Genomic DNA, 23,944 nt, shown 5'->3' with positions numbered 1-23,944 from the left:
GCGACCTCCGGGAATGGGACGACTCCGACCGGAGGACGCCCCGAGCACCTCGACAGGCAGCCCGGGCGCCCCGGAAGAGAGCCGGACCACCCCGGAAGGGCCCGCCGCCGGTCGGGTCGACCCGCCCCGACCGGCCGAGCCCGACCGGCCCACACCGCAGTACGTCCGACCCGCCCGCGCCGCGTCGCGCGCCGAGCTCGGCGCGTTCCTGCGCAGCCGCCGGGAGCGGATCACCCCGGAGCAGGTCGGCCTGCCCGTCGGCCGCCGACGTCGTACCCCGGGCCTGCGCCGCGAGGAGGTCGCGCAACTCTCCGGCGTGGGCGTCACCTGGTACACCTGGCTCGAACAGGGCCGCCCGATCAACGTCAGCGCGCAGGTGATCTCCGGCATCGCCCGCACGCTGCGCCTGGACGGCGTCGAGGTGGAGCACGTCAAGCGGTTGGCCTGCGTACCGAGCACGGCGACGCTGCGCGCCGAGGACGAGGTGGACGCGGACACCCAGGCCCTGCTCGACGACTTCGCGACGCTGCCCGCGGTCGTGCTGAACGGGCGCTACGACGTGCCGGCCTTCAACGAGCTGTTCGCGAAGGTCTTCCCGGCCCTGACGGTGACGCGGCGAGTACGACGCAACATGATCTGGGAGCTGTTCACCCGGCCCGAGTGCTGCAACCCGTTCCACGAGTGGAGCCGGGAGTGCCAGGGCGTGGTCGGCGTCCTGCGCGGCACCTACGCCCGCAACGTCGGCGATCCGGTCTGGACCGCGTTCATCGACGAACTGATCGAGGCCAGCCCCGAGTTCGCCAAGGCCTGGGCCGCCCACCCGATCTCGCTCACCCGCACCCGGGTCAAGCTCTTCCGAAACCTGGACGTCGGTGTGCTGCGTGTACGTGCGATCTCGTCGGAGCTGACCGCGTTCCCGGGGCAGCGGCTGAACGTCTACGTGCCGCAGGACGAGGAGTCGCGCGCCACGCTGGCCCGACTCGCCGCGCCCGACTTCGTACCCAGCCCGCCGCATGAGCATCCGGGGGTGTGATCCACACCATCGCGGTCACCAACGTCGAAGGGCCGGAAGATCGAGATCTTCCGGCCCTTCGATACTGCTGGTGCGCGATACTGGGATTGAACCAGTGACCTCTTCCGTGTCAGGGAAGCGCTCTCCCGCTGAGCTAATCGCGCGAGGGTACTGCGTACTGCGGGTGACCCGTGGTGCGTGGTACGTGTTCGGTTGTGCGGCGTGCGCGATACTGGGATTGAACCAGTGACCTCTTCCGTGTCAGGGAAGCGCTCTCCCGCTGAGCTAATCGCGCGGGAAGTTCACCCTCGGCACGGAGCCTCGGGGTCTCTTGGAGGTGGAGACGGGATTTGAACCCGTGTAGACGGCTTTGCAGGCCGTTGCCTCGCCTCTCGGCCACTCCACCAAGTGAAGGAACCATAGTGGTTACCCACTACATTCCTCTACTTCTTCCGAGCGGACGACGAGATTCGAACTCGCGACCCTCACCTTGGCAAGGTGATGCTCTACCAACTGAGCCACGTCCGCCTGTCGGCCCGGGCTGCGTTTCCGCGTCCCGGCGACGTTGAGAACTTTAGCGGATCCGAGGGCCATCACAAAAACCGATTCCCCGCGGACCTCACCGCGCGACCCGCGCAACCTGCGAAAACGACCGAGGCCGGCCCGAACCACCAGGGTTCGAACCGGCCTTCGGCGCGGCTTCGGGTGGGCCGTCGAGGGGCTGTCGAGGAGCTGCCGGGATGTCCCGGACGTCTCCTCGACGGTCTCCCGATGTTCTTGCGATGATCTCCGACGGGCGCTTGACGGGCACTTGACGGATTGTCGACCCTTCGCGACGGGCTTGCGACGGGCCCGCGACAGGTGTGCTCAGGTCAGCCGCGGCGCTCGCCGGAGGGGGCCGGCTCGGCTGCCGCGTCCCCGGTGTCCTCGGAGCCTTCGGAGTTCTTTGCGCTCTCGGAGTTCTCGGTTTCGTCGGTCGGTGCCGCCGACGGCGCGTCCTGGACGCGGTCGGCTTGGGCCGGGGCCTGGGCGGGCACCTGGGGGAGTTCGGCGGTCGGAGCGACGGGCGGAACCCGGTCGGTTTCGCCCCGTTCGTCGCCGGCGTCCGGTGTGGAGTCGGCGACGGGCGGTGTGGTCGGCGTGGCTTCGGCGACGGGTTCGGCTTCGGCTTGGGGTTCTTCGCCGTCGGCTGCGGCTTCCGGAGACGAGGCCGGCTCGGCCGCGGGCTCCGCCGGGGCTTGGGCTCCGGGCTCGGCCTCGCTCTCCGCCTCGTCCTCGGTGTTCTCGGTCCTGCTCGCGGCCTCGGCCTCGCCTTCGCTCCCGCCCTCGGCAGCAGGTACGCCCGTCCTCTCGGCGGCAGCGTCCTCCGCAGCCTGGACCGGCTTGGTCAGGGACACCTGCTCCTCCGGTGCGGCGACGGTGGGTGCCTCGACCGGTACCCCCATCCCGGCCGTCGGCGCCGCGGCGGGCCGGGGCGGCGGCGTGCGCTTGGCCGGCGCGGCCGGTGGTACGTCGTCGACCGGCAGGACCGTCGTCGCGTCGGCCGAGTCCGGAGCATCGGACGAAGCCGGGGTACCGGTACCAGACGAAGCCGGAGCGTCGGATGAGACCGAAGCGTCGGACGAGACCGGAGCGTCGGGAGTGACCGGTACGACCGGAGCAATCAGAGTCTCCGAAGCGGCAGGTGCGGCAGCGGCCGGAGTCGCGGCCGGAGCCTCCGGACCCGAGGCCACCGCATAAGGCGCCTGCGGTACCGGCGGAACGCCCGGCATCCCGGGAGCCGGCGGCACCGGCGGCGCGAAGTATCGGCCGGTCGGCGCCTGCGCCGGATAGGCCGCCCACGGCGTGGGCGCCCCGGTCGGGAACCCGGCCGCCATCCCGGGCATCCCCGGCATCCCGCCCGGAACGCCGCCGGGGGTCAGACCCGACGCGAAAGCCAGCGCCTCGCGCTCGTGCTGGAAGGTGGTGATCTTCCGGACCACGAAGATCGCCGCGACGGCGGCCAGGACCAGCACGAGGTCCGCGACGCCGGACAGGATGTCGATGGTGCGCAGCCGGTCGGCGTCGGACAGCTCGATGTCCTCGTCGAGCGGGTAGGACAGCCGGCTCGCGAAGAACAGCACACCGGACGCGACCAACAACAGCCACCACGCCCACAGCAGCGGCAGGCGGCCGGGAGTCCGGCCGCCGCGCTCGGCGGTCCGCGGGTCGCTCGCGCGCCACACGTCGTGCAGGATCAGCTTGGGGAACCACAGGCTGACCACCGGTACCAGCCAGCCGCCGATCGCCCATCCGGTGGAAAGGTGCTGCTTCGAGGGGCCGAACAGGTCCACGTTGGCGCGGGCCCGGTACATCCAGATGATGAACAGCACCGCGGTCGCGATCATCGACAACACGAGGAACGTGGTCGCCGCGGCCACGAGCGAGTCCGAGTCCTCGGCCTTCGTCCGCAGCGCGTCCGTCATACCGAGCTCACCGGCGTCGGCGATCTGCCGCAGGACGTCCGCACGATGGAGGAACGCCGCCGCGCACAGCCCGGCGAACACCGCCGACAGCGGCAGCAGGATGTACAACGTCACGGCGATGCCGCGCAAGGCGCGAAACGGCTGCGGCAGCCAGCCGGCGTACGGCGAGACCGGATACGTTCCCGGCATGCCGTAGGGGGCCTGCGGCGCGAACTGTCCGGGCGCGTGCGGATAGACACCGGTGTACACGCCGGTCGGAGCGGGAGCGGGCGCCGGCGCGGCGTACGGATCCAGCGGGATGGGCGCCGCGGGAGCCGCGGCGGGCCCGGTGCCCACGGGGGCCGACCCGGCGCCGGGCTGCTGCGATGCGGCAGCGGCCGGGACGGCGCCGCAGTACGAACAGCGGTCGGCCCGCGTAGACCAGGTGTCGCAGGCGGAACAGTGCACGGATGAACGTCCTTCGATCGCGTGGTGCTGTGGAGACTTCGACGGGTCGGGGCGAACCGACCGGGGAGGTGCGGTCGCCGGACTCGGGGCTGCCGGGTTCCTACCCACCGTGCCGCATCATGCCGTGCCCGACCGGCACGCGGGAACGCGGAATCGTTTCGGGGCAGTTCCGGCCGCGTCCGATGCGGGCGGGCGGGCCCTTTCCGGCCGCCGCGCGCGGGCGGCTCGGAGCCTCGGGACGGCCCACCACGGACGCCGGGACGGCCTTCTACAATGGACGATCTGATCCGCGCGCCGATCCTCCACAGGTGCCGCGGTCGCGACCCCCGGAACGAACCAGTGAGTCAGCCACCCCCTCTCGCCCACCTCGGCGGGCGCTTGGCCACCGGCCTGCGTGATGTCACGCGGGACCCGGCCGCGCTGGACTCGCACGGGTTCTGGGCCGTCGTCGCCGACTTCGAGGGCGACCTGCTGTGCGCACGCTTCGACGAGGTACGACCGGCCCCGCTGCCGCCCGCGCCGTGGATCGGCCCGCCCGCCCACACCTGGACCGACTCGCTCGGCGCCGAGGCGTACCGTGCCGGGGTGCGCCGGATCCGCGAGTACATCGCCGCGGGCGACGTCTACCAGGTCAACCTGTGTCGCCTGCTCGGCGCGCCGCTGCCCGAGGGCGCCGACATCGTCGGCCTCGCGGGCCTGCTCGCGCACGGCAACCCGGCGCCGTACGCGGGAGTGATCCGGCTGCCCGACCACGATGTGCACGTCGCGTGCGCGTCTCCCGAGCTCTACCTGCACCGGGCCGGCGACCGGGTCTGGTCCGGCCCGATCAAGGGCACCGGCCGTACCGAGGCCGACCTGCTGCCCAAGGACTACGCCGAGAACGTGATGATCGTGGACCTGGTGCGCAACGACCTCGGCCGGGCGAGCGCGATCGGCTCCGTCACCGTGCCCGACCTGTGCGTGGTCGAGAAGCACCCGGGCCTGGTCCACCTCGTCTCCACCGTCGCGGGCACGTTGGCCCCGGGGGTGGGCTGGCCGGAGCTGTTCGCCGCGACCTTCCCGCCCGGTTCGGTCAGCGGCGCGCCCAAGAGCAGCGCGTTGCGGATCATCGAGGAACTCGAACCGGTTCCGCGCGGCCCGTACTGCGGCGCGATCGGCTGGGTCGACGCGGACCGCCGCGACGGCTCGCTCGCGGTGGGCATACGCAGCTTCTTCGTCCGGGACGGCCGACTGCACTTCGGCACGGGCGCGGGCATCACGTACGACTCGGACCCGCAGCGCGAGTGGGACGAGACCGAGCTCAAGGCCCGCAACCTGCTCGCGGTGGCGGCGCGGGATCAGGTTCCGGGCGCGCGGGATCACCTTCCCGGGTGGGAGGACCCGCCGGGACCGGAGTAGCACCCGTACGACCCGTACAACCCGTACAACCCGTACAACCCGTATGACCTCGTACGACAAGAACGATGTGCACGGCCCGCGCGACGCCTCGGAGGGCGCATGAGCAGGATTTGGCTGAACGATCGCCTCGTCGACGACGAGCACGCGGTGGTTCGGGTGGACGACCACGGCCTGACCGTGGGCGACGGCGTCTTCGAGACGATGAAGGCGAGCGGAGGGCGGGCCTTCGCCGTCACCCGGCACCTGGACCGGTTGGCCCGCTCCGCGCGCGGTCTCGGGCTGCCCGCGCCGGACCCGGACCTGATCCGCCGTGCGTGTGCCGAGGTGCTGGCGGCCAACCCGCTGCCGGGGATCGGCCGACTGCGGATCACCTACACGGGCGGCCGGTCGCCGCTGGGCTCCGAGCGCGGCGACGCCGAGCCGACCCTGGTGGTGGCCCTGGCCGCGGCCAAGACCCGCGGCAAGAGTACGGCCGTGGTCACCGTCCCGTGGACCCGCAACGAGCACGCGCCGACCACCGGGCTCAAGACCACGAGCTACGCCGACAACGTGGTGATGCTCGCGTACGCCGCCGAACGCGGCGCGAGCGAGGCGCTGTTCGCGAACACGGCGGGCAACCTGTGCGAGGGCACCGGTTCGAACGTGTTCGTCGTACTCGACGGCCACGTGGTCACCCCGCCGCTGTCGGCCGGCTGCCTGGCGGGCGTATCGCGCGCGTTGGTGCTGGAGTGGGTCGGGGCCGAGGAGATCGACGTACCACTGGCCGTGCTCGCCGACGCCGAGGAGGTGTTCCTGACCTCGTCGCTGCGCGACATCCAGGCCGTACACCGGATCGACGAGCACACGCCGGACGCCCCCGGACCGCTCACCCGCAAGGCGATGGAGATCTTCGCGGCCCGCGCCGCCGCCGACATCGACCCGTGATCACCCCGCGCGGCCCGGCCAGGTTGGCCGGGTCCGCGCGCGGGCAGCACTGCCGGTAACGGGGCGCTGCGCCCGGGAAGGCGGGGGCACCCGATGACGACCACTTTGCGACCGGCCGGACCCGGCCGTGACGGCGTGTACTCGATCTGTGCCAACGGCCGAGCCATCGGCGGCGTGCACCTGACCCCATTGGGCCCGTGGGGTGTCGGCACCGGATGGATCCTGCACATCCAGGTGCTGCCGTCCCGCCGCCGCCGCGGCCACGCGTGCGTCGCGATGCTCGCGGCCGAGGAGGTCATGCGCGGCCGGCGGTGCACCCGGATGGCAGCGGCCGTCCCCGAGGGCAACCGGGCGGCGACCGGCCTCGTGCAGGCGCTGGGCTACGCCCCCGACAGTCGCCGACTCGCGGCCGGCGTACGCGCCACCGGCCTGCCCTCCGGTGTGCGGATGATGGACACCGACGAACGCGAGGAGTGGTGCGCCGCGGAGTTGCACCGCTACGCGGAGAGCCTGCGCGCGGCGGGCTGGGCCGCCCCCGCCGCGCAGGCCCGGGCGCAGGCCCGGTTGGACCACCCCACCGCGCCCGCGCCGTACACACTCGGCGACGGCGCGGCCGTGTGGGTGGCGCACGGCGTCATCCTGGCGCTGACGGCGCCGAACCCGGAGGCCACCGCGACGCTGCTCCGCGCGGCCGGCCACGTGACGGCGAGCCAGGGCCTGCACGAGATGGCCATCGACCTCTCCGACGACACCCACACGAAGGCCTGCACAGCGGCGGGATTCGCGCCGCGCACGCGTTATTGGGGGAAACCCATCCTGTGAGGGTGGGGTACATCCCTGATCCTGGATGTACTCCACGGGGAGGAGATGGAGCGGTCGGTGTCCTCCCCGAGTACTGAACCGACCGCCGATCGTGGCGTCCGGGGGCGGAGGCGGCGACGATGGGGGGAGGACCGATGCCTCGAGGCTTCGAACACCTCGAAAGTCGAACGCCTCGAAAGTCGAACGCCGTGAACGAAGCTGCGAACAAGCTGCGAACGAGGAGGCCGAGCGCATGTCCGGCGCAGATGTGGTGACCGGCGCCTTGTGCATGGCGCTGACGGGTCTCGGCCTGGTCATCGCGGTACAGAAGGCTCGCCAACGACGTTTCCTGACAGCGACGCGGTGGACCGCCGCGGCGCTGTTCCCGATCGGCCTGTACCTGACCGGCCTGGCCACACTGAGCCGCCGGGTGGGCAGCGCCGCCGCCGACTGGGCGACGGACCTCGCCTTCGGGATCAAGGCGTGGGGCGGCGTCGCGATCCTCGCGTTCGCCGTGATGCTGCTGATGATCGCCCGGATGATCGGCGGTCGAAAGAACCCGGACTCGACCGGCACGGCGGGCTCTTCGGACCTGTCCGCGCTCACCGGCGGGACCGGCGCGGGTGGCGCCCTGCCCCGCAGCCAACAGCCCAAGCCGGCCGCCGCTCCACGCTCGCGGCGCGCGGTGCGCGGTGCGGTCGACGACGAGTTCGCGGAGATCGAGGAACTGTTGCGCAAGCGCGGGATCTGAAGTCGGGGAATCCCGATTTGCCGATTACCGCCGGTTGACGTGGGTTACCGGATGAACCGGGAAACACGCGCTGTGCACAACAGGCCACGCCCCGGGGTGGTGAATGTGAACGCATTCCCACGCGCGATGTCGATGGCCGATGCCGATGCCGGAAAATGTGTTCGACTGCGCGCTTTGTTTGCACCATGTGCGGATCGTGTACGTATTCGGACCGACCGATCGCTCGGTGTGTTCGATTCACTCGTCCGGCGGTCGCGGGCGGAAGCGGGCGGTCGCGGCGGGCGGGGGAGGGGTGGACGGATGTCCCGTAACAGGACGTGAAAACGCTCCGCCGCCCCCACCTTGTGGACGGTGGGTGCGGCGGAGCGGTGACGTACGTACCCGGCGCTGCGGACAGGGGCGTGCCCGCCGTTCCGGGAGCTCAGTTCTCGGCGAGGATCTGCGAAAGTTCCCGGTCGAGGTCGAAGAAGCGATGCTCGTTGCCGGGGGTGACGGCAGCGTTCGTACGCTTCAGGAACGACTCCAGCGCCCGAGCGGGCGCTTCGAGCAGGGCTTCACCCTCCGGCGAACTGAGGGCGATGCAGACGATGCTCTGTCCGTGGCTCCGGGAGGGCCACACACGAACGTCGCCGGTGCCGGAGGGCTGACGCAGCCCGTCCGCGAGAAGGTCGCGGGCGAAGACCCAATCGACCGTCTCATCGGCACCCGTGTGGAAGGTCGCATGCACGGCGTACGGGTCCGACGAGTCATAGCGCAGTCCCGCGGGGACTGGCAATGAAGACTCGCTCGAGACGACGAGGCGCAGGTGCAGCTCACAGCTGACCGTGGTGTTCATAAGCGCCATGGCCTTTCGCTCAGTGTGCGCTCGGGGATTCGCACGTCGGCGTTCGCAACATCCCACCTGCGGACCTCTTGTAAACGTCTCTGCCCGATATACGGGCGTCTGGGTACTCCTTAAGAGCGATGCGGAGGTGTAACGTTCGCCCGCATGATTTCCGGAAGGGAACAGGCGTTCAGTTCATGCCACGAGCGGACCCGCTCCGCACCCTCGGGCCTGCACCGAACGTCTGCCCCCTTGTAGCGTTGTCAAGCCAGGCCGAGCCATGGTCGGCTCCGGCCGCAGGCCAGACGGAGGTGCCCGGTGAACGACGGCCGGTACGACGAGAGAGGAAGGCCAACGATGGACACGGGGGTCGCGGAGAACAGCGCGCACGCCACACGGGAACCCGCCGCCGACCAGGACGCCCCGAGCGATCCGGCCGGCAAGCAGGCGAAACCATTCGGCTCCCGCGCTCCCGCATTCATCAAGCGCTCGAAGCCACTGCACATGACCTGGCAGATCGGCGTCGCCGTCATCGGCTTCGCGATCATCGTCGGCGGCATCATCATGCTCCCGCTCCCGGGCCCCGGCTGGGCGGTCATCTTCCTCGGCCTGGCCGTCCTGGGCACCGAGTTCGTCTGGGCCCAACGCACCCTCCTGTGGACCAAGGACAAGGTCACCAAGGCCGCCAACCGAGCCCTGGACCCCAAGACGCGCCGCCGCAACATGATCATGCTCGCGATCGGCCTCGTCCTGATCGCCGCAGCCGTGGCCCTGTACCTGTGGAAGTACGGAATGGCCCTCCCCTTCTGACCCCGCCCGGCCGCCGGGCCACCACCACGAGGTGCCCGGCGCCCGGCCGCACGCGCCCGGAGGAGGGTGGGCGCGACCTCCCCCACCCATGCGGTAATGTTCTCCCTGCGCCCGGGCGATTAGCTCAGCGGGAGAGCGCTTCGTTCACACCGAAGAGGTCACTGGTTCGATCCCAGTATCGCCCACCAGCTCAGAAGGGGTGTCCGCACTATTGCGGACACCCCTTCTGTATGCCCGGGAGCCAAACAGGGAGCCACCGGGGCGGAATCAGCCCTTGTCGTGCGCCGCGTCACTGCCTTCCGGAGCATCCTCCGCATCTTCGATGAAGATGGCGTCCATGGCTTCCGCCCCCTGTGTAATAACGGGCCGAAGTTGCTTGCGATAAACGATCTCGGTGGTGGTTGTGCTTCCGTGGCCGACTACTCGGGCGATCACCTCCAACGAGACGCCGTGGTCGGACAGGAGCGAAACGAAGCTGTGCCGGAGTTCGCGCGGCGTCCACTCCGGTGCCAGCCCGGCCCGCTTGACGATCGACCGGAACCCCCGCCGGACATCGGCCGCGTCGAGCGCCGTGCCCACCGAGGTGGGGAACACCAGGCCGTTCTCGCGCCACTTCTTCCCTGCGGCGATCCTCTCCTGTCCCTGGCGCTCCCGATGCCGCTCCAGCACGCCCACGACCTGTTGGGGCAAGGCGAGCGTGCGACGGCTCTTCCGCGTCTTGGTGTCGCCGTGCCTCCGGACCGATCGCCACACCTCAAGGTGCGGCGCGGTCCCCGCGGGCGGCTTCAGGTGGACGTGGTCCCAGGTGAGCGGGCGCGCTTCCTCCGTGCGCACTCCGACGAGGAGGGAGACGATCACGTACGCATGCAGGCGCGACGTCTCGGAGGCTGCCAGGACGGCTTTCGCCTGCTCCAGGTTCAGCGCCTTGCTCGGCCGCCCGGGGCGACCTTCGGGCACGGTGACCAACTCCGCGACGTTCCGCAGCACTTTGTCCCGACGTTGGGCGTGCTTGATGGCGCGCCGCAGCACGGAGTGCACCTCGCTGAGCGAACGCGAGGCCAGGTGGTCCGCGCGGTCATCCAGCCAGTCATCGACGTCGTCCGCCGTCAGATCCCTGAGCTTCGCCCGGCCGAGCGCAGGGAGGATGTGGTTGTCCGCGAGGCTGCGGCACTTGTCGACGGTCTTCGGATCCCGGCCCTTCAAACCCCGGACAAGGAAATCCTCCACCGCGTTGCTGACGGTGTAGTTCGCCGGAGTCTTGGCCCCGGTCTTCAACTCGTTCCGCAGGTCGCGGATCTTCGCGCGAACCTCGGTCTTGGTCTTGCCGGACACCTTGGGTCGGCGCCGCTTCCCAGAGGGCGTGAAGCCGAGCGAGATGGCGCCGACGTACCTGTTCTTGGATGCATCCCAGTAGATGGAGTCTTCGCCGTTTCCGGCCTTGCGAGGGCGTTCCGACGCCTCGGTCATGCGGTGTCTCGGCCTTCCGATGAGCGGAGCCGCGCCCGAGGGACGCGGCTCCGTGGACAAACGGGGGATCAGCGGGTGGCGTGGTTCGCTTCGTGCTCCAGCAGCGCGCTGTACTCGGCGAGCGCGGCTGCCGGGACCAATCGGGCGCGACCTTCCTTGACGCTGCGCAGGCGGCCCGTGCGGATGAGTTCGTAGACGACGGTCCGGCCGAGACCGAGGAGCTTCACGGCTTCGGGGACGCGGTAGAACACGGGCTCGTATCGGGGTGGGGCGATCGTGGACATGGGCGACTCCAAGTCGGAGCGATCGATGTCAGTGGAGTCGAGGGACGACAGCGCGGCGGGCCGTCGTCCCCCTCCCTCCCAGATCCGCAACATCCGCAACACCGCAACATTGCAGGTCAGCGGCTCGGTCTTGTTGCGGATAGCGGTTGTGTTGCGGATCGGTGCCGACACACCGGGGTGTGTCGGCACCGATCGACGGGACGGTTCAGCTCGCCGCCCGGGACGATTCCGTTGCGGCTTTCGCGTGGCTGTGGCGGATGGCTATGCGCTATCCGCCACAGATTCGCCCCCGATGACCTGCAATGTTGCGGCGTTGCGGATGTTGCGGACTTCCGGGGGTGGGGGAGGGCAGTAGCGGATCCAGGCGTCCGTGAGGTCTTCCGCGTAGTAGCCCCTCGGGGTGCCGGAGGGAACGCGGATCGCGCGCGGCTTGATGGGTTTGTTGGCGGGGGTGACGTACTGGCCGAGCAGTTTGGCCAGCATTCGCGCGTTCAGCGGCCTGTCATCAACGTCGCACCAGGGGCTGTCGTCCAGCGCGAGGAGCATCTCCAGGACGACGGCCGTGGGCACTCGGTCGGCGCCGTGGAACACCTTGTCGCGCAGGTCGGTCAGCAGCCGGATCCCGATGGATGCCTCGTCGCCCTCTCGCGCCGCGTTGACCAGTTCCACGCACGCCGCGCGGGCGCGGGCGGGCCAGTGGCCACCGGCCGCGTCGGCGACGGCCAGCAGCGGCTCCCACACGTCGGCGGGCCTGTCGGTGACGCCCTCGGGCATCTCCGGCCAGGCGTCGGCGATCGCGTCGCGGACGGTGTCGGCCCATTCGGCGAGCCGTTCCCGCAGGGCGTGGCCTTCCCTTTCGTGGAGGCGGCGCCGGTAGGGCTGGACCTTCTCGTTCGGTGCGCGCTTGCGCATGCGGATGATGACCGATCGGGTGAGGATCGTGTCCGGCAGCGAGCCCAGTCCGGCCATGGCGACGGCGCAGTAGGAGGAGAACCATCCCGCGTTCTGGTTGGAGCCGTCCCCGACGCAGCGCAGCGAGTTCCCGCCGCGGCGGTAGCCGGAGTTGAGGAACCCTCGTACCGGTTCGTTGTCTCCGGCCTTGGGGCCGAACACGGTGTCGATCTCGTCGAAGAGCAGCGTCGGCGCTCCCGCGGTGGCCTCCACGAGGCGGAACAGGGCGTTGGCGGACGCGTTCACGGTGATGGCCGCGTTCGGGGTGAGCGTCTCCACGATCTCCAGCGCGCGGGACTTGCCCGACCCCGGTTCCGGGGACAGGAACGCCAGTCGGGCGGTGCCGTCGAACGCGTCGATCAGGTGCGCGTGTCCGTCCCACAGGGTCACCGCGACGTAGGCGGCCTCCGTGGGGAACACGTTGAACCGGCGGTGGAACCGCTCAACCTCATCGAGCAGTTCGGCCCCGTCGATCGTGGGCGGAGTGTCGGTCATGGGGTGGTTCTCCTGTCGCTGGTGGGGCGTTGCCATGTGACCGGTCCCGTGTGGTGACTCGGGAGGGTCGGTCTTCCCGGGTCAGACGGGGTCGGCGCGGTCGGCGGGTTCGGTGGCTCGTCGGCCGCCCCGGGTGGTGTCAGACCTTCAGGTCGGCGATCTCCTTGATGCGGTTGGGGAAGAGGGTGCGGCGGGAGACGGTGGCGAGGACGATGCGCCTGTCGGTGCGGTGTTCGGACGTGAGCAGGGTTCGTCCCCTGGTCAGCGCGTGGGTGTCGGTCGGCTCGCTGTAGTTCTTGCTGCCGCGCGTTTTGCCCGCGGCGTCCTTGAATTCGATGTGGAACTCGGCCATGGCGGAGCGACCCTCCTCGGGTTGCGTGTCGGTGGGGGTGGGTTACGGGGCTGTCGTCAGTCCGTTGCGGACGGCGCGGCGCGCGTAGGGCTCGGGCACACCGACCGCGACCGCGGCCGTGACGATGTCCTCGGCGAAGGTGTCGAGTCCGCACGGTCCGGGGCAGCGCGCGTGCTGCTTGGCGAGGAACCGGGCGACTCCGTACGCGCTGGATCCGGCGCCGGATTCGGCGTGGCTGCGGACGATGGCGAGTCCGCGTTCGAGGCCGGTGCGGACGTAGGTCTCGGTGTGGCGGCATCCGGTGGCGACCGCGCGCACCCATCCGGTCTGCGTCGGTGGGGCAGAAGAGTCCACCCCGCCCCGGGGCCGGGTGGTCTCTTGCCCTTCCCGGTCCAGCAGGCCCCGCACGGCTGCGGGCAGAGTGGCCACGTGGCCGACGCCGGACCCGAGCCAACGGGCGTAGGCCATGCGGGACTTGATGTCCACGCCGGGCCGGACGTGGTTCGCGGAGCGTGTGGCGCCCCGGTAGATCCAGTGCTCCCCGCGGGTGGTCTCCACCACCCTGGTCGCGGGCAGCGTCGCGCGGGCCCACTCGATCGCTTCCCGGTCGTCCAGGTCCACGACGGTGAGCCCGGCCCCGGCGGGGTGGTAGGCGACAGCGACGGCCTGTCGCCATGCCCGGGCCCAGGGCGGGGAGGCGATGATGGCCGTGTCGGTGGTCGCGGCGGCCCAGGCGTGGCACATCCGCTCGCACCGGCAGGGTCCGGCGGCGAGCATGTTCGGTCGGCCGCCGCAGGCCGAGCCCGCGCAGTCGAGGCAGTTCCCGAACGGGACCTTCCCGGCCCGCAGTGGGAGTACCGGCAGGCCGACTTCGGCGAGTTCGAGGGCGGTTTGCAGGAGACGGCTCATGCCGCCACCCCCGAGGTGACCGTGTCGTTGTCGTGGCAGCCCCAGGGTGAGCAGCCGCCCCGGTCCTCGGTGTCGAGCCCGTCCTCGAACAGGGCGTCGAACAGGTCGGTCTGGTGATGCTCGGACGGGCGGATCCGGTCGATCGGGGCCTGTGCGAGGGGCGTGCAGGAGATGTGCAGGTAGCGGCGGTGCCGCATGCCCGCGCCCTCCCGATACGCCTCGTCGAAGGCCACGGCATCGGCCCAGGATTCGGGGTCGGTGTCGCGCATGCGCCGCCACTCGGCCGCGCTGCGGTACGGGCAGCCGATGCAGGCGGACTTCTCCACCGCCGTCCACCCGTGGTGGTCCAGATAGGCCGAGCACTGGGTGCGGGACATGCCGACTTCGAGGAGGGGGTGGCGGGAGCGGCTGTAGCGGGTGTCGCCCCGTGGGCTGACGCGGGTGATCTCGTCGGTGGAGAACCCGATCCACTGTTCCGCCCACGCCTGTCGCGGGGGTGGCCCCACGCGGTGGACGGCGCCGGTTCCCTCGCATACCGAGCAGGCCCCGGCGGCAGTTTCGCCGCGTCGCGCCCGCCACGGCGCCACGCGTTCCCCGGCGCCGTCGCAGTACCGGCACCGCTTTTCCGTCACGCGTCCCCCGAGCAACGCCCTGACCTGCGCGAGGATCGGCTTCAGCTTGTACTGCTGTGTGCAGGCCCGCTTCTGCATGCCGCGTTCGCCGTCGGGGCCCAGGGTGTAGGCGGGGATGGAGCGCATCCGGTCCGGGTCGAGCACGTCGGAACGCACCCGTCCGCCCCGGACGCGGAGGATCGGGATGCCCGCCGATGCGGCCACCTCCCGTTCCAGGCGGTCCAGGTGGGTGTAGACCTTCGCGGGCTCCCATCCGGTGTCCGCGAACACGGCCACGTCGAGCTTGGGCAGTTCGCCGCGCGCGGACATCAGGAACAGAGCCGTGGACTGCACCCCGGCACCGAGGGACAACACCCGCAGCGCGGGACCGGTCGTCATCGACCCTCCCCGTCACCGGTGGCGTGGACGGGGGACGGCAGGACGGCCCTGCCGACGTCGCGGTGTTCAACCTCGATCCGCGCGCACCCGTCGCCGAGGATGTCGGCGACGAGGCGAGCGATGCCGACGCTGCGGTGCCTGCCGCCCACGCACCCGCAGGCGATCGTGATCGGGCCGGGGACGGCGTGGGCCAGGTCGTGCGCGGCGAGCGCGATCACGGCGGCGAGGTCGCGCACGCCGGGGGTGTCGAGGACGTGCGCGTACACGTCCGCGTCCAGACCGGTGCGCTGCCTCATCGTCGGGTCGTGGTGCGGGTTGCGGAAGCGGCGCCGCAGGTCGAGGGTGATCTCCGCTTCGGGGGCGGGGCCGTGTCCGTAGCCGAAGGACACGATGCGGATGATCCGCCCGTGATTGTTTGTCATGCTGGGGGTCCCTTCCGGGTCCTTGCAGGGTTCGGGTTGGGCCCGGGGCGACCGCCGGACTTGGCGGAAAGACGGTCGCCCCGGGGCGGATTCAGCGAGGCGGTTCGGAGGATCGGCACTCGGCCATGAGTTCGGCGAGCCGGTAGCGGTCGATCGCCACGGCGCCGAGGCGAATCGCCAGCGCCCGCTTCGAGGGGACGACGTCGTAGTGCCAGCGGTAGTTGGTCGCGTTCTGGAACCAGCTCCGCTTGAGACCCAACCGCTTCGCGAACCGGTGCAGCTCGTCTCGGGTGTCGGCGGTCAGGTGCGACCAGTGGGTGTACCGCAGGCCCTTGATCTTGGCCACGAGGGTGTAGTCGGTGATCTCATCCACGTAGACGGTCACATCGGCCATCCCTTCTCTGTTGATTACGTTGTGTAGTGGTGCATGGGTGTGGGTGTGCGCACGCGTGGGGGTGTGCGCACGGGTGAAAGTGCAGGTCGACGCGCGCGCGTGCGCGCGAGGGCCACACGGTGTGCGCACGGCTTCGCACGCGTGCGCACACCTCGCCGCACGGCTACGCGGCGTAGTCCTCGAAGGCGTCGTCGCGGGGGATGATGAGCCAGGATCCGAGTTGTCCGCCGGGGTTCTCGGCGACCTCTCGGCCGTCGTCCGCAAGCTCAGCCAACCGGCGGGAGACCCAGGTGCGGGAGCGTCCGACACGGGACTTCGGGAAGTCCTTCGGGGCGCACACCGCCCGGCCCTCGGTCCTGAACTCGTCCAGGATGGTCGCCATCTCGGCGAGCGCGTTTGCCGCGTCGCGCTTGGCCGTGAACTCCGGCTCGGAGACCTGTACCACCCGGGACGGCTCCTCCAGCTCGCCGTCCGGGTCCGCCTCAGCGTCCAGGTCGCTCTCGTGCGGCACCGCGTACGGCGGCCCGGCAGTCTCGAACTCGGCTTCATCGTCCACGGGTTCGGCCTCCACGATCTCGGCTTCGTCCAGGGGGGCGGGCACGCGCGGACGCTCGGTGAGAGCGGTACGCAGGGGCCCGGGTTCGGGCCGTTCGTCGGTCCCGGCGCGGCGTGCGGCGCGGGCCTTGTAGGCCGCGTAGCGCGGCCCGGCGGCCTTGGCCGTGGCCGCGTCCACGCCCTTGGGGCGTACCGCGTCGTACGCGGCGAGCAGGCGCCGGATCTGTTCGGCGCCCTCGGCGCCGCGCGGCAGACGGAACGCGCGGGCGGGGATGGGCCAGCGCCCGCGATCCACGCCAGGGGCTTGGAGGTAGAGCATCCCGGCGCGGTCGGCGGCCCACTGCTCGGGCGACGCCCCGGCGGCCTTGGCCGCGTCGTCCAGGGTGAAGGCATCGGTGTCGTCCTTGACGCCGAAGATCAGCGACGTCCCGAACTGTGCCCGCACCTCGGTGGAGATGCCGCTGTACGACGCGCGCTGGAGGGAGAACGACAGCACCGTCCCGGTGGATCGGGCCTGCTGGGCGACCTTGACGACGTTCGGGTGGTCGGCGACCGCCTCGTCGGCGGACTCCTCGAAGTGCACGAGCAGCAGAGGGATCCCGTGCTTGGTCCAGCACTCCGGCTCCCACTGCGCGTAGCCCAGGTGCCCGAGCAGATCCGCGCGCACCTTGACGACGACCGGAAGGACGTCGAGCATCGCCTCCACGCCCTGCGGAGTGGTCTCGCAGTAGTCGAGCGCGTTCCCGATGCCGTGCAGGCTCTGGGAGCCTTTGGAGGGATCGCCGTACCAGACCACGACGTCGGAACGGGTCATCGCCTCCACGAGCAGCACCCGCAGGCTGCCCGACTTGCCCGCCCCGGACATGCCGGTGCTGAGCATGTGGGACAGCGGGCGCGGCGCGTCCTCGTCCTCGGTACCCGGCAGCCACAACTCCAGCGGACGACCGTCCTGATACATCCCGAACCGCAGCGGGCGACCGATGGACTGCCCCGGCAGGGACGGCCCCGGATAGATGACGGACGTGCGCAGGTGGTCGACCGGGGTGACCGAGAGAGTGACCTTCGAGTGGTCGTCACGGTCCGGGGTGACCCGGATCGCGGCCGGTGAGGTGCCCAACGCGCCCGCCATGTACGGGATGCTCTTCTGCACGTCGTCCGGGACCATCTCCCCGCGGGGAAGCTGGAGTTCGGCGGTTACCTCGCCGCCCACCGCCCGCCCGTTCACGACCTGCGTACGAGCCAGCCCCACCAGGTCGAGCAGACCGTCTCCGGCACCCTCGGACGCGCTGTTGCGCAGGGCGTGCCGCAGGTTCCACCACAGGGCGAGGGCGCCGCCGCCGAGGGCCTGCAACAGGGCCACGTTCGGCGATGTCGGCCCGGCCACCGTGGCCGCCGTCAGGTAGGTGCTGGCCGCTCCGGCGGAGACGGTTGCCATCGTCCGCAGCCGCGGCGATCGCTTGGACGCCTCGGACCAGGCTGCGACCGTGATTCCCGCACCGGCCGCGCCGATGAGCGCGGTCGCGGCCGGGTTGGTGCCGATCGTGTCGTGCGCCAGCGCCGCCGGGATCGTGAGCCCGGCGGCGATCGCCCACGGGGGCAGCAGCGGCGCGGCACGGCTGGTGAGGTGCTTGGCAGCCTGGTCCACCGGGGTGGCTATCGGTGAACGGCCCTTGGACGGGCTGGACTTCCTTGCCACGGTCGCTCTCCTCTCAGGCTTCGAACTTGAACGTGGGCGCGGCCTTGGGCTTGACCCCGGCGGCCTGCAACTCGGGCGCGTAGTTCTTCTGGAACGAGGCGTACGCCTTGGCCATCGACCCGGCCGCGTAGCGCAGCGCCCCGGCGGCGATGGTCAGGTGACGCGAGACGTCCTTGGCGCGCCGGACCCCGGCGCGCCCGGCCATGCGGGCGTCCACCGGACGGATCTGCGACAGGACCGCCTGCAACTCCTCGGCTGCCATGGCGAGTTCGAGCGAGCCGTCCCGGCAGAACAAGCGGCCCGCGTTGCAGTAGTCGCGGATGCTCTTGTTCGTCATGAACTCCGGGTCGCCCAGGATCTCCTGAGCCGACCCCTTACGCCGCTGCTGGGCCATCGGGCCCTCCCTCGTGAATGCAGTGTGGATGGGGGTTCGAGCAGTGGTTCGAGCAGGGCTGACCCCGCTTCCCCCACACCCGGCCGCGACCTGCGGCCCGGGTGCGAGAGAAACCGGTCAGAACAGCGCTTCGGTCTTGGTAGGGGCCGCGCGGCGGACACTTGCGGCTTTCCTCGCTGCGTTCTTCGCCGGGAGGTGGCATCGCTCGCACCAGGTGGTCAGCTCGGCAGGGCCGAGTCCGACCGCGATCGCGAGCGACACCGTGAGGTCGCGCGGCGCCACGATCAGAGCGTCGTGCCTGTCGCACCGGCCGCCGCTCTCCTTGTGGCGCTTGCCGCACTCCCCGGCGCACCCGCAGGTGCCGTCCTCACGTCGCAGGACCGCGTCCCACAGCCGGGCGCCGACGATCGGGGGCCTCACAGCGCGCCGCCTGACGTCCACTCCGGCTCGTCCGCCGGAGGCACCAGGCTCAACCGGGCCGCGTCCGTCGAGCCCGGGGAGCGCGTTCCCCGGAGCGCACGGGCCGTGTCCAGGATGGCCTTCGCCTTCGGGTAACCGACGCCGATCTCGCTCATCACGCGCCGGTAGGAGACACGCTCACCGGACTCGTCCAGCAACGCGAACACCGCGCGCATGTCCGCTTCCGAGACCGTGTCCGGCAGCGTCTCCGCCACGACCGGGGCGGGCCCCGGATCGGGTGCCCACGCCGGGATCCCGGCAACAGCGGGAGGATCAGGCGGGAACGCCTCGGAAACGGCCGTATCCGCCGTGTCCCGCGCGGGTTCGGGGTGCTCCCGCCGCAGGTCGACGGCCTCTTCCTCCAACAGCCGGATCAGGTCGGCGATCCGGTGGCGGTACACCGTCACCGCCTCGGCCAGCAGGATCAGCAACACCGGAGGAACGGAGTGCAGAACGATCCCGGCCGCGTCCGGATCCCGAGGAACACCGAACGACCCGTCCGGCCAGACCGACCCCCACACGTTCATCGCCCACGTCGCCAACCCCGCGAACAGACGCAGCGCGGTGGCGCTCCCGCCCGGCCGATCCCCGAGGAACCCGTCCGCCACGAGCACCGCTCCCAGGGACAGGGACACCATCGGGTCCAGCAACCACGCGATGTACCACGCGGTCCCGTGCTCGATCGCGAACAGCGTCACGTTCACACACGTGAACACCAACGCCAACCCGCCCACGACCAACAGCGCCACCGTCAACGCGCGATCGGTCCGGCGCAAAGTCACGATGCGCGGATCCGTCATCGCGACTCCTCGGCGGGCTCCGGCACGGGCATCAGCGTCCACACCCGGAACCGGACCCCGGCGAACGTGAACGCGACGTCCAACCCGTAGTGGTCCGCAGTCACGGGGAACTCCCGCAGGTCCCCGCCGAGCGTCTCGGCGATGTACTCCAGCGACAGACGGTTCGTCTCGCTGTCGAGTTCGACGTAAAGGTGTCCGTTCACCTCCACGAACTGCACGTAGCCAGGGCCCGTCTTGCTTTGGATCTCCCACGCGCCCACCGGCGGCAGCACCGGCCCCGTGGTCTCCAACTCGAGCAACGCCCGCGCCGCTTCGGCGCACCATCCACGCCTCACGCCGCCCACGCCCCCTCGTACACCTCGCTGTCGGCGGGCGACGCCGGGACGGACGGGGCGGACGCGATCGCCAGCATCTCGGCGCACACCGCCGTCCCCGCGTCCACCGCCCACAACCCGGCCAACATCCGCTCCACCTGCCGGGCCAGTTCACGATCCGTCGCCCACAGGTCCGAGAGGATGTCCCGCGCCGCGCCCAGCCGCGCCGCCTCCTCCTCCGGCGTCTCGCCGGGCTCCCCGTCAAACAGAGCCCAGTCGATGCCCAGCGCCAACTCGGCGAACTCGGCGATCGTGGCCGCATAGCGGCCAGCGACAATGCTTCTCACGGTCGTACTCCCTGTGTCGGAGTCGCGACCCACGGGGCGACCGCTTCCCGCCAAGGATCAGCGGTCGCCCCGGCACACATCGGTGTGCCCCGTCTTCAGAGACGAGTGGCCGTGACCCCCGGCGCACGTGGTGATGCCGCGCGCCGAGGACCAAAAACACTCGTTTCGGCCTCTTTCGTCACACTGTTGAGTTCTCAAGGAACAAGCCGTCCCGGCGCTTACGGGCCTGCGGCTGAGCCGCCGTCCCGGGCAGGTCGCATGGTGCTTTTGGCCGCTTCAGCGAGTGAAGCAGCACTGCGAACGTACTCGCAGAAAAACTGTGAGTCAAGAGAAACTGTTAGTCGCAGGAAAACATCGACCATGTGAGACTGGCTGTTGCCCTGTGAAAGGAGCGAGACGTGGCCTTCGGCCTGAACGTGCGCTTCACTGCCCGCGACGAAGCGGCAGTGCAAGCCTTTGACGCCCTTGTGGCAGAGACCTTGATCGACATTCGGAAGCTGGAACCCGGAACGCTCATCTACGTGAGCCACGCAGTCGACGGGGAGCCGCTTCAGCGGATCTTCTATGAGCTGTACGTGGACCGAGCCGCCTTTGACCAGCACGAGCGGCAGCCGCACGTACAGCGCTTCCTCGCAGCTCGCGAGCAGTACATCGAGTCCGTTGAGGTCGATTTCCTGGAGTCCGTGACCGGTAAGGGCATCCCCAACGAGGTGGCGCGTGGCGTCTGACGAGGAACGCAGGGCGTTCGGCTCCCGTGTAGCCGCGCTTCGGAAGCAACGCGGCATCAAGCAGACGGAGTTGGCCACAGCAGTGGGCCGTACTCCGAGTTGGGTTTCCCAAGTGGAACGGGGCGTGCAACCGGTCTCGCGACTCGACGTTCTGCAACTACTGGCCGACGCGCTTGGAGTCTCGGTCCAAGCCTTGAACCCCGATGCCCCTGTGGCTTCAGTGCCACCGGCCGTCGCGCCGGAAGGGCCCAATGATCTCGACTCGGCGCGACTGACGATCTCCGGCCATCCGGCTCTCGTCGCGCTGCTGGCGCGCCGGGCAACACTGGAACGCGCTCCACTGGCGGAACTCAGCAATCAGGTAGACGAACTCTGGACCCTCACCCACGAGGCGAAGTTCGCCGAACTCAGTGCGCTGGTGGGTCCCCTGCTCGATCGCCTGGAAGCGTCCGCGAGGGTCGCGCCCGAAGATGAACAGCCGACCCTGTACGCCCTGCTCGCACGCGTCTATCAAGCTCTGGCTGCCGCCTTCGTGCGTCAAGACGAGGCTGATGCGGCATGGATTGCAGCAGACCGCGCCATCCGGGCCGCTGAACAAGCCGGGGCGGTGCTGCCCGTGTTCGCCGGGATCTACCGCCTTGCGCAAGCCTTTGTCAGACTCAAGCGGCTGGACCAAGCCGAGCACGCGGCGGCGACAGCTGTACGCGCGCTGGAGACACACGGCGATGCCGAGTTGGCTTCGCCCGAAGGACTCTCCGTACTCGGATCACTCCACTTGATCTTGGCCTTGGTGAGCGCTCGGTCGGGAGATCGTGACCAGGCCCGCATCGAGATTGAAGCGGCACGCTCGGTTGCTGAACGACTCGGCACTGACCGGAATGACTTCAACCTCGAATTCGGCCCGACCAACGTCGAGATCCAAGCGGTTTCCACGGCAGTTGACCTTGGCGACGCTGGCGAAGCTCTCGCCATCGGCGAACGCATTGCCGCCGATCGGCTGTCTCCGGAACGACGCTCGCGCCTTCTGATGGATCTCGGACGCGCCCATGCTCAACGTCGCCACGTCGGCGAAGCTGTGGCATGCCTGCTTCAGGCAGAGGAGCTTGCTCCCGAAACGGTGCGCAGCCACACCGCATCTCGAAGCACGATCCGCGAACTCACTTTGATCGCTGGCCGCTCAGCTCCCGCTGAGTTGCTGGCCTTGGCTGAGCGTTCCGCAGCTATGGACTAGGTAGGGCCGGGGGAGCCACAAGGGGAGCCATCCGGGGCGAACGGCTGGGGACTCTCGCGGACGTCGGCGGACTGACCAAGGCGAGCCGCCAAGGCCACTGAGCAGTCCACGACTGGTAGTCGAGCCACGGAACACCGTTCACACCGAAGAGGTCACTGGTTCGATCCCAGTATCGCCCACACAGGTCAGAGCCCCGGATCATGAAAATGATCCGGGGCTCTGCCGCGCTCACACACCACATCCGCTTCGGAACCGAATTTGCGGGCCCAACCGACGGCGCCTGGCGGTGACGGCTTTCGGATCACTCGTCGCTGTCGAGGCCGACCAGGTCATAGCGGTACTGGGTCGGTTTGGCTCGGTCGAGATCGATGATCCAGGGGTCCCAGCGGAGTTCCGTGCCGCCATCGGCGGTGACAGCGTCGTCGGAGTGGTGCAACACGATTCCGTGAACGATGTACAGGGCGGAGTTCGTGCAGGAGTGGGCGTGCTTGACTTCGTTGGCCGTCAGGTGGATCCCCTGCGGGGTGCCGGTCATCCCCTTGACCTCGACGTGCCTTTCGGCGCCGTCCTTGCGGCACGTGAGGTCCCAACTGCTGGTGTTCGCAACCACGTCCACCGTCCAGCCTTCCGCAAGGTAGCGATCCTCGGCCAGCCGCATGGCTCGCATCTCGACAGCGCGATTCGCGGCACTGTCGGCCGAACGACCCTGGCCTCGAGACGACCCACCATCGCCTTGTGACTCGGGCTCCCCCGATCGAAAGGGTGAGGGCGAAGGAGCATGACCGACACCGACACCGGTTCCGTCGATTCCGGTCTCGGCGCCGCTTGCCGTCTCGACGGATTCCGGGTGATTGAGAACCTGTTCCAGGCGCTCGGCGCTCTCGACCGCGGGGACATTCACCGTGAGACGAAGCCGCCGGCGTTCATTCGATCCCTTCGAACCCGGCTTCGCCCCGATCTCCTTCTGTGGACGCGTCAGTGCCAGGCGCAGCCCCTTGAAGTCGTTGACGGTGTACAAGTCCACGATGCCCCAGTTCGGCGAGAGCACGCGCCGTTGCTCCAGGGAGAGCTTCTTGCGTGCGGTATCTCGGCTGTCGACCGCGGCATCGAGGAGATGGCCGTGCAGGGAGCCGAGTCGGCGAAGCAGTAGCTCAAGTGCCTGCGTGTAATCGCGGTTTCGTGCCACGCCTGTGCCCCCGCCTGCCGAAGCGAGTACCACGTCGTAGTGGTGAGGATCGGTTCGTTCAGGTGTGTTCTCCACAGTGAAGGCGGCAACAAGGGGGTCGCCGAAGTCGTCGAGCAGCGCCATGAGGGTCTCCTTCGCGGCTGCCAGGCGATACGTGTCACGGGCATTCCACACCGCGGCTCCGACACGTAACGCTTCAGGACCCCTTGAGGTGAGCGGGCGTCGGGCGGTGGGCGGGATGGGGGTTCAGGAGTTTTAGGTGGGGGGTGGATTGTCGGGGTGGTGCGTTCAGGGGTTGAAGTATTGACAGGGATGCTTGGGGAGGACAGGCTCCTGTGCATGTCGTGAGAGCGCTCTCACCGTTCAGGTTTCGGCGCTCCGATACTGCGTGACTTGTGCTGCCCGTGATTCGTTCCGCCGCACCGCCGCACCGCCGCACCGCCGCACCGCCGCACCGCCGCACCGCCGCACCGCCGCACCGCCGCACCGCCGCACCGCCGCACCGCCGCACCGCCGCCG

24 protein-coding genes, 5 tRNA genes and 1 pseudogene are annotated in these 23,944 nt (G+C 70.0%); 9 read left to right on the top strand and 21 right to left on the bottom strand.

The genetic code is table 11. The annotated features are described in order from the left end of the window. The first annotated feature begins 13 nt into the window (after positions 1 to 13). Positions 14 to 1,033 (top strand): helix-turn-helix transcriptional regulator, encoded by a 1,020-nt coding sequence (locus ACZ4FV_RS34800; RefSeq protein WP_465324291.1) that lies wholly within the window; start codon positions 14 to 16, stop codon positions 1,031 to 1,033. Positions 1,034 to 1,101: 68 nt separating this feature from the next. Here ACZ4FV_RS34800 and ACZ4FV_RS34795 read toward each other — a convergent pair. From ACZ4FV_RS34795 to ACZ4FV_RS34775, 5 genes are all read right to left on the bottom strand, one after another. Beyond that, a tRNA-Val gene (locus ACZ4FV_RS34795) sits at positions 1,102 to 1,176 on the bottom strand. 59 nt (positions 1,177 to 1,235) lie between these two features. After that, positions 1,236 to 1,307, bottom strand: a tRNA-Val gene (locus ACZ4FV_RS34790). A 37-nt stretch (positions 1,308 to 1,344) separates the two neighbouring features. Beyond that, a tRNA-Cys gene (locus tag ACZ4FV_RS34785) sits at positions 1,345 to 1,418 on the bottom strand. A 49-nt stretch (positions 1,419 to 1,467) separates the two neighbouring features. Beyond that, a tRNA-Gly gene (locus ACZ4FV_RS34780) sits at positions 1,468 to 1,540 on the bottom strand. A 344-nt stretch (positions 1,541 to 1,884) separates the two neighbouring features. After that, positions 1,885 to 3,813 carry a DUF4328 domain-containing protein gene (locus ACZ4FV_RS34775; RefSeq protein ID WP_465324288.1) on the bottom strand — a complete coding sequence of 643 codons (1,929 nt, stop codon included), beginning with the start codon at positions 3,811 to 3,813 and terminating at the stop codon, positions 1,885 to 1,887. 450 nt (positions 3,814 to 4,263) lie between these two features. On the opposite strand from ACZ4FV_RS34775, the gene ACZ4FV_RS34770 reads away from it, so the two are divergent. The 4 genes from ACZ4FV_RS34770 to ACZ4FV_RS34755 all read left to right on the top strand — a co-directional run bounded on the left by ACZ4FV_RS34770 (position 4,264) and on the right by ACZ4FV_RS34755 (position 7,798). After that, a complete protein-coding gene (locus tag ACZ4FV_RS34770) occupies positions 4,264 to 5,322 on the top strand; it encodes a chorismate-binding protein (protein ID WP_402236673.1) in 1,059 nt (352 codons plus the stop codon). Positions 5,323 to 5,421: 99 nt separating this feature from the next. Further along, positions 5,422 to 6,246: an aminotransferase class IV gene (locus tag ACZ4FV_RS34765; RefSeq protein WP_395872046.1), complete on the top strand. Its 825-nt coding sequence runs from the start codon at positions 5,422 to 5,424 to the stop codon at positions 6,244 to 6,246. A 93-nt stretch (positions 6,247 to 6,339) separates the two neighbouring features. After that, positions 6,340 to 7,068 (top strand): GNAT family N-acetyltransferase, encoded by a 729-nt coding sequence (locus tag ACZ4FV_RS34760; protein ID WP_395872044.1) that lies wholly within the window; start codon positions 6,340 to 6,342, stop codon positions 7,066 to 7,068. Between the two features lie 232 nt (positions 7,069 to 7,300). After that, complete coding sequence (locus ACZ4FV_RS34755; protein ID WP_465324285.1) at positions 7,301 to 7,798, top strand: hypothetical protein; 498 nt, start codon at positions 7,301 to 7,303, stop codon at positions 7,796 to 7,798. A 421-nt stretch (positions 7,799 to 8,219) separates the two neighbouring features. Here ACZ4FV_RS34755 and ACZ4FV_RS34750 read toward each other — a convergent pair whose 3' ends face one another. Continuing rightward, the gene (locus ACZ4FV_RS34750) at positions 8,220 to 8,633 is read right to left on the bottom strand and encodes an SsgA family sporulation/cell division regulator (protein WP_161356292.1); all 414 of its coding nucleotides are present in this window, start codon (positions 8,631 to 8,633) and stop codon (positions 8,220 to 8,222) included. Positions 8,634 to 8,978: 345 nt separating this feature from the next. Between ACZ4FV_RS34750 and ACZ4FV_RS34745 the strand changes: the two genes are divergently transcribed. Further along, positions 8,979 to 9,431 (top strand): TIGR02611 family protein, encoded by a 453-nt coding sequence (locus ACZ4FV_RS34745; protein ID WP_465324283.1) that lies wholly within the window; start codon positions 8,979 to 8,981, stop codon positions 9,429 to 9,431. A 113-nt stretch (positions 9,432 to 9,544) separates the two neighbouring features. Next, positions 9,545 to 9,619: transfer RNA gene (locus ACZ4FV_RS34740), tRNA-Val, on the top strand. A 79-nt stretch (positions 9,620 to 9,698) separates the two neighbouring features. Here ACZ4FV_RS34740 and ACZ4FV_RS34735 read toward each other — a convergent pair. The 14 genes and pseudogenes from ACZ4FV_RS34735 to ACZ4FV_RS34670 form a co-directional block, all read right to left on the bottom strand. Then, the gene (locus ACZ4FV_RS34735; RefSeq protein WP_465324281.1) at positions 9,699 to 10,898 is read right to left on the bottom strand and encodes a tyrosine-type recombinase/integrase; all 1,200 of its coding nucleotides are present in this window, start codon (positions 10,896 to 10,898) and stop codon (positions 9,699 to 9,701) included. A gap of 68 nt (positions 10,899 to 10,966) precedes the next feature. Next, complete coding sequence (locus tag ACZ4FV_RS34730; RefSeq protein ID WP_465324279.1) at positions 10,967 to 11,182, bottom strand: helix-turn-helix domain-containing protein; 216 nt, start codon at positions 11,180 to 11,182, stop codon at positions 10,967 to 10,969. A 205-nt stretch (positions 11,183 to 11,387) separates the two neighbouring features. Beyond that, a pseudogene (locus ACZ4FV_RS34725) lies at positions 11,388 to 12,628 on the bottom strand (DUF3631 domain-containing protein). 139 nt (positions 12,629 to 12,767) lie between these two features. Then, the gene (locus tag ACZ4FV_RS34720) at positions 12,768 to 12,980 is read right to left on the bottom strand and encodes a hypothetical protein (protein WP_465324277.1); all 213 of its coding nucleotides are present in this window, start codon (positions 12,978 to 12,980) and stop codon (positions 12,768 to 12,770) included. Positions 12,981 to 13,022: 42 nt separating this feature from the next. After that, positions 13,023 to 13,889: a bifunctional DNA primase/polymerase gene (locus tag ACZ4FV_RS34715; protein WP_465324275.1), complete on the bottom strand. Its 867-nt coding sequence runs from the start codon at positions 13,887 to 13,889 to the stop codon at positions 13,023 to 13,025. Beyond that, on the bottom strand, positions 13,886 to 14,899 hold the full coding sequence (locus tag ACZ4FV_RS34710) for a hypothetical protein (protein ID WP_465324273.1): 1,014 nt from the start codon (positions 14,897 to 14,899) through the stop codon (positions 13,886 to 13,888). The genes ACZ4FV_RS34715 and ACZ4FV_RS34710 overlap by 4 nt, the downstream gene beginning before the upstream one ends. Then, positions 14,896 to 15,321, bottom strand: a complete 426-nt coding sequence (locus tag ACZ4FV_RS34705) for a RapZ C-terminal domain-containing protein (protein ID WP_465324271.1) — start codon at positions 15,319 to 15,321, stop codon at positions 14,896 to 14,898. The genes ACZ4FV_RS34710 and ACZ4FV_RS34705 overlap by 4 nt, the downstream gene beginning before the upstream one ends. Before the next feature lie 91 nt (positions 15,322 to 15,412). Continuing rightward, positions 15,413 to 15,715 carry a DUF4031 domain-containing protein gene (locus ACZ4FV_RS34700; RefSeq protein ID WP_465324269.1) on the bottom strand — a complete coding sequence of 101 codons (303 nt, stop codon included), beginning with the start codon at positions 15,713 to 15,715 and terminating at the stop codon, positions 15,413 to 15,415. 163 nt (positions 15,716 to 15,878) lie between these two features. Then, positions 15,879 to 17,966 (bottom strand): hypothetical protein, encoded by a 2,088-nt coding sequence (locus tag ACZ4FV_RS34695; protein WP_465324266.1) that lies wholly within the window; start codon positions 17,964 to 17,966, stop codon positions 15,879 to 15,881. A 13-nt stretch (positions 17,967 to 17,979) separates the two neighbouring features. Further along, positions 17,980 to 18,390 (bottom strand): plasmid transfer protein TraA, encoded by a 411-nt coding sequence (traA, locus tag ACZ4FV_RS34690; protein WP_465324304.1) that lies wholly within the window; start codon positions 18,388 to 18,390, stop codon positions 17,980 to 17,982. A gap of 87 nt (positions 18,391 to 18,477) precedes the next feature. Beyond that, positions 18,478 to 18,780: a hypothetical protein gene (locus ACZ4FV_RS34685; protein ID WP_465324262.1), complete on the bottom strand. Its 303-nt coding sequence runs from the start codon at positions 18,778 to 18,780 to the stop codon at positions 18,478 to 18,480. Beyond that, a complete protein-coding gene (locus tag ACZ4FV_RS34680) occupies positions 18,777 to 19,619 on the bottom strand; it encodes a hypothetical protein (protein ID WP_465324257.1) in 843 nt (280 codons plus the stop codon). Before ACZ4FV_RS34680 ends, ACZ4FV_RS34685 begins: the two co-directional genes overlap by 4 nt. Next, on the bottom strand, positions 19,616 to 19,954 hold the full coding sequence (locus tag ACZ4FV_RS34675; protein WP_465324252.1) for a hypothetical protein: 339 nt from the start codon (positions 19,952 to 19,954) through the stop codon (positions 19,616 to 19,618). The genes ACZ4FV_RS34680 and ACZ4FV_RS34675 overlap by 4 nt, the downstream gene beginning before the upstream one ends. Continuing rightward, positions 19,951 to 20,280 (bottom strand): hypothetical protein, encoded by a 330-nt coding sequence (locus ACZ4FV_RS34670; protein WP_465324249.1) that lies wholly within the window; start codon positions 20,278 to 20,280, stop codon positions 19,951 to 19,953. Before ACZ4FV_RS34670 ends, ACZ4FV_RS34675 begins: the two co-directional genes overlap by 4 nt. A gap of 398 nt (positions 20,281 to 20,678) precedes the next feature. Between ACZ4FV_RS34670 and ACZ4FV_RS34665 the strand changes: the two genes are divergently transcribed. Both ACZ4FV_RS34665 and ACZ4FV_RS34660 read left to right on the top strand, forming a co-directional pair. Beyond that, the gene (locus ACZ4FV_RS34665) at positions 20,679 to 21,008 is read left to right on the top strand and encodes a putative quinol monooxygenase (protein ID WP_465324245.1); all 330 of its coding nucleotides are present in this window, start codon (positions 20,679 to 20,681) and stop codon (positions 21,006 to 21,008) included. Continuing rightward, positions 20,998 to 22,239 (top strand): helix-turn-helix domain-containing protein, encoded by a 1,242-nt coding sequence (locus ACZ4FV_RS34660; protein WP_465324241.1) that lies wholly within the window; start codon positions 20,998 to 21,000, stop codon positions 22,237 to 22,239. Before ACZ4FV_RS34665 ends, ACZ4FV_RS34660 begins: the two co-directional genes overlap by 11 nt. 301 nt (positions 22,240 to 22,540) lie before the next feature. On the opposite strand, the gene ACZ4FV_RS34655 is transcribed toward ACZ4FV_RS34660, so the two are convergent. Then, positions 22,541 to 23,548 (bottom strand): protein NO VEIN domain-containing protein, encoded by a 1,008-nt coding sequence (locus ACZ4FV_RS34655; protein ID WP_465324237.1) that lies wholly within the window; start codon positions 23,546 to 23,548, stop codon positions 22,541 to 22,543. Between the last annotated feature and the right edge of the window lie 396 nt (positions 23,549 to 23,944).

The organism is Embleya sp. NPDC025285 (assembly GCF_055558835.1).
The sequence above is the reverse complement of the archived record's forward strand: the minus strand, read 5'-3'. Positions and strand labels throughout refer to the sequence as shown.

Excerpts from the sequence above, each read along its gene's own strand:
- ACZ4FV_RS34710 (WP_465324273.1), bottom strand. The coding sequence starts at position 14,899 with ATGACGACCGGTCCCGCGCTGCGGGTGTTGTCCCTCGGTGCCGGGGTG.
- ACZ4FV_RS34735 (WP_465324281.1), bottom strand. The coding sequence starts at position 10,898 with ATGACCGAGGCGTCGGAACGCCCTCGCAAGGCCGGAAACGGCGAAGAC.
- ACZ4FV_RS34800 (WP_465324291.1), top strand. The coding sequence starts at position 14 with ATGGGACGACTCCGACCGGAGGACGCCCCGAGCACCTCGACAGGCAGC.
- ACZ4FV_RS34700 (WP_465324269.1), bottom strand. The coding sequence starts at position 15,715 with ATGGCCGATGTGACCGTCTACGTGGATGAGATCACCGACTACACCCTC.
- ACZ4FV_RS34705 (WP_465324271.1), bottom strand. The coding sequence starts at position 15,321 with ATGACAAACAATCACGGGCGGATCATCCGCATCGTGTCCTTCGGCTAC.
- ACZ4FV_RS34655 (WP_465324237.1), bottom strand. The coding sequence starts at position 23,548 with ATGGCGCTGCTCGACGACTTCGGCGACCCCCTTGTTGCCGCCTTCACT.
- ACZ4FV_RS34730 (WP_465324279.1), bottom strand. The coding sequence starts at position 11,182 with ATGTCCACGATCGCCCCACCCCGATACGAGCCCGTGTTCTACCGCGTC.
- ACZ4FV_RS34680 (WP_465324257.1), bottom strand. The coding sequence starts at position 19,619 with ATGACGGATCCGCGCATCGTGACTTTGCGCCGGACCGATCGCGCGTTG.
- ACZ4FV_RS34750 (WP_161356292.1), bottom strand. The coding sequence starts at position 8,633 with ATGAACACCACGGTCAGCTGTGAGCTGCACCTGCGCCTCGTCGTCTCG.
- ACZ4FV_RS34755 (WP_465324285.1), top strand. The coding sequence starts at position 7,301 with ATGTCCGGCGCAGATGTGGTGACCGGCGCCTTGTGCATGGCGCTGACG.
- ACZ4FV_RS34765 (WP_395872046.1), top strand. The coding sequence starts at position 5,422 with ATGAGCAGGATTTGGCTGAACGATCGCCTCGTCGACGACGAGCACGCG.
- ACZ4FV_RS34760 (WP_395872044.1), top strand. The coding sequence starts at position 6,340 with ATGACGACCACTTTGCGACCGGCCGGACCCGGCCGTGACGGCGTGTAC.
- ACZ4FV_RS34720 (WP_465324277.1), bottom strand. The coding sequence starts at position 12,980 with ATGGCCGAGTTCCACATCGAATTCAAGGACGCCGCGGGCAAAACGCGC.
- ACZ4FV_RS34715 (WP_465324275.1), bottom strand. The coding sequence starts at position 13,889 with ATGAGCCGTCTCCTGCAAACCGCCCTCGAACTCGCCGAAGTCGGCCTG.
- ACZ4FV_RS34745 (WP_465324283.1), top strand. The coding sequence starts at position 8,979 with ATGGACACGGGGGTCGCGGAGAACAGCGCGCACGCCACACGGGAACCC.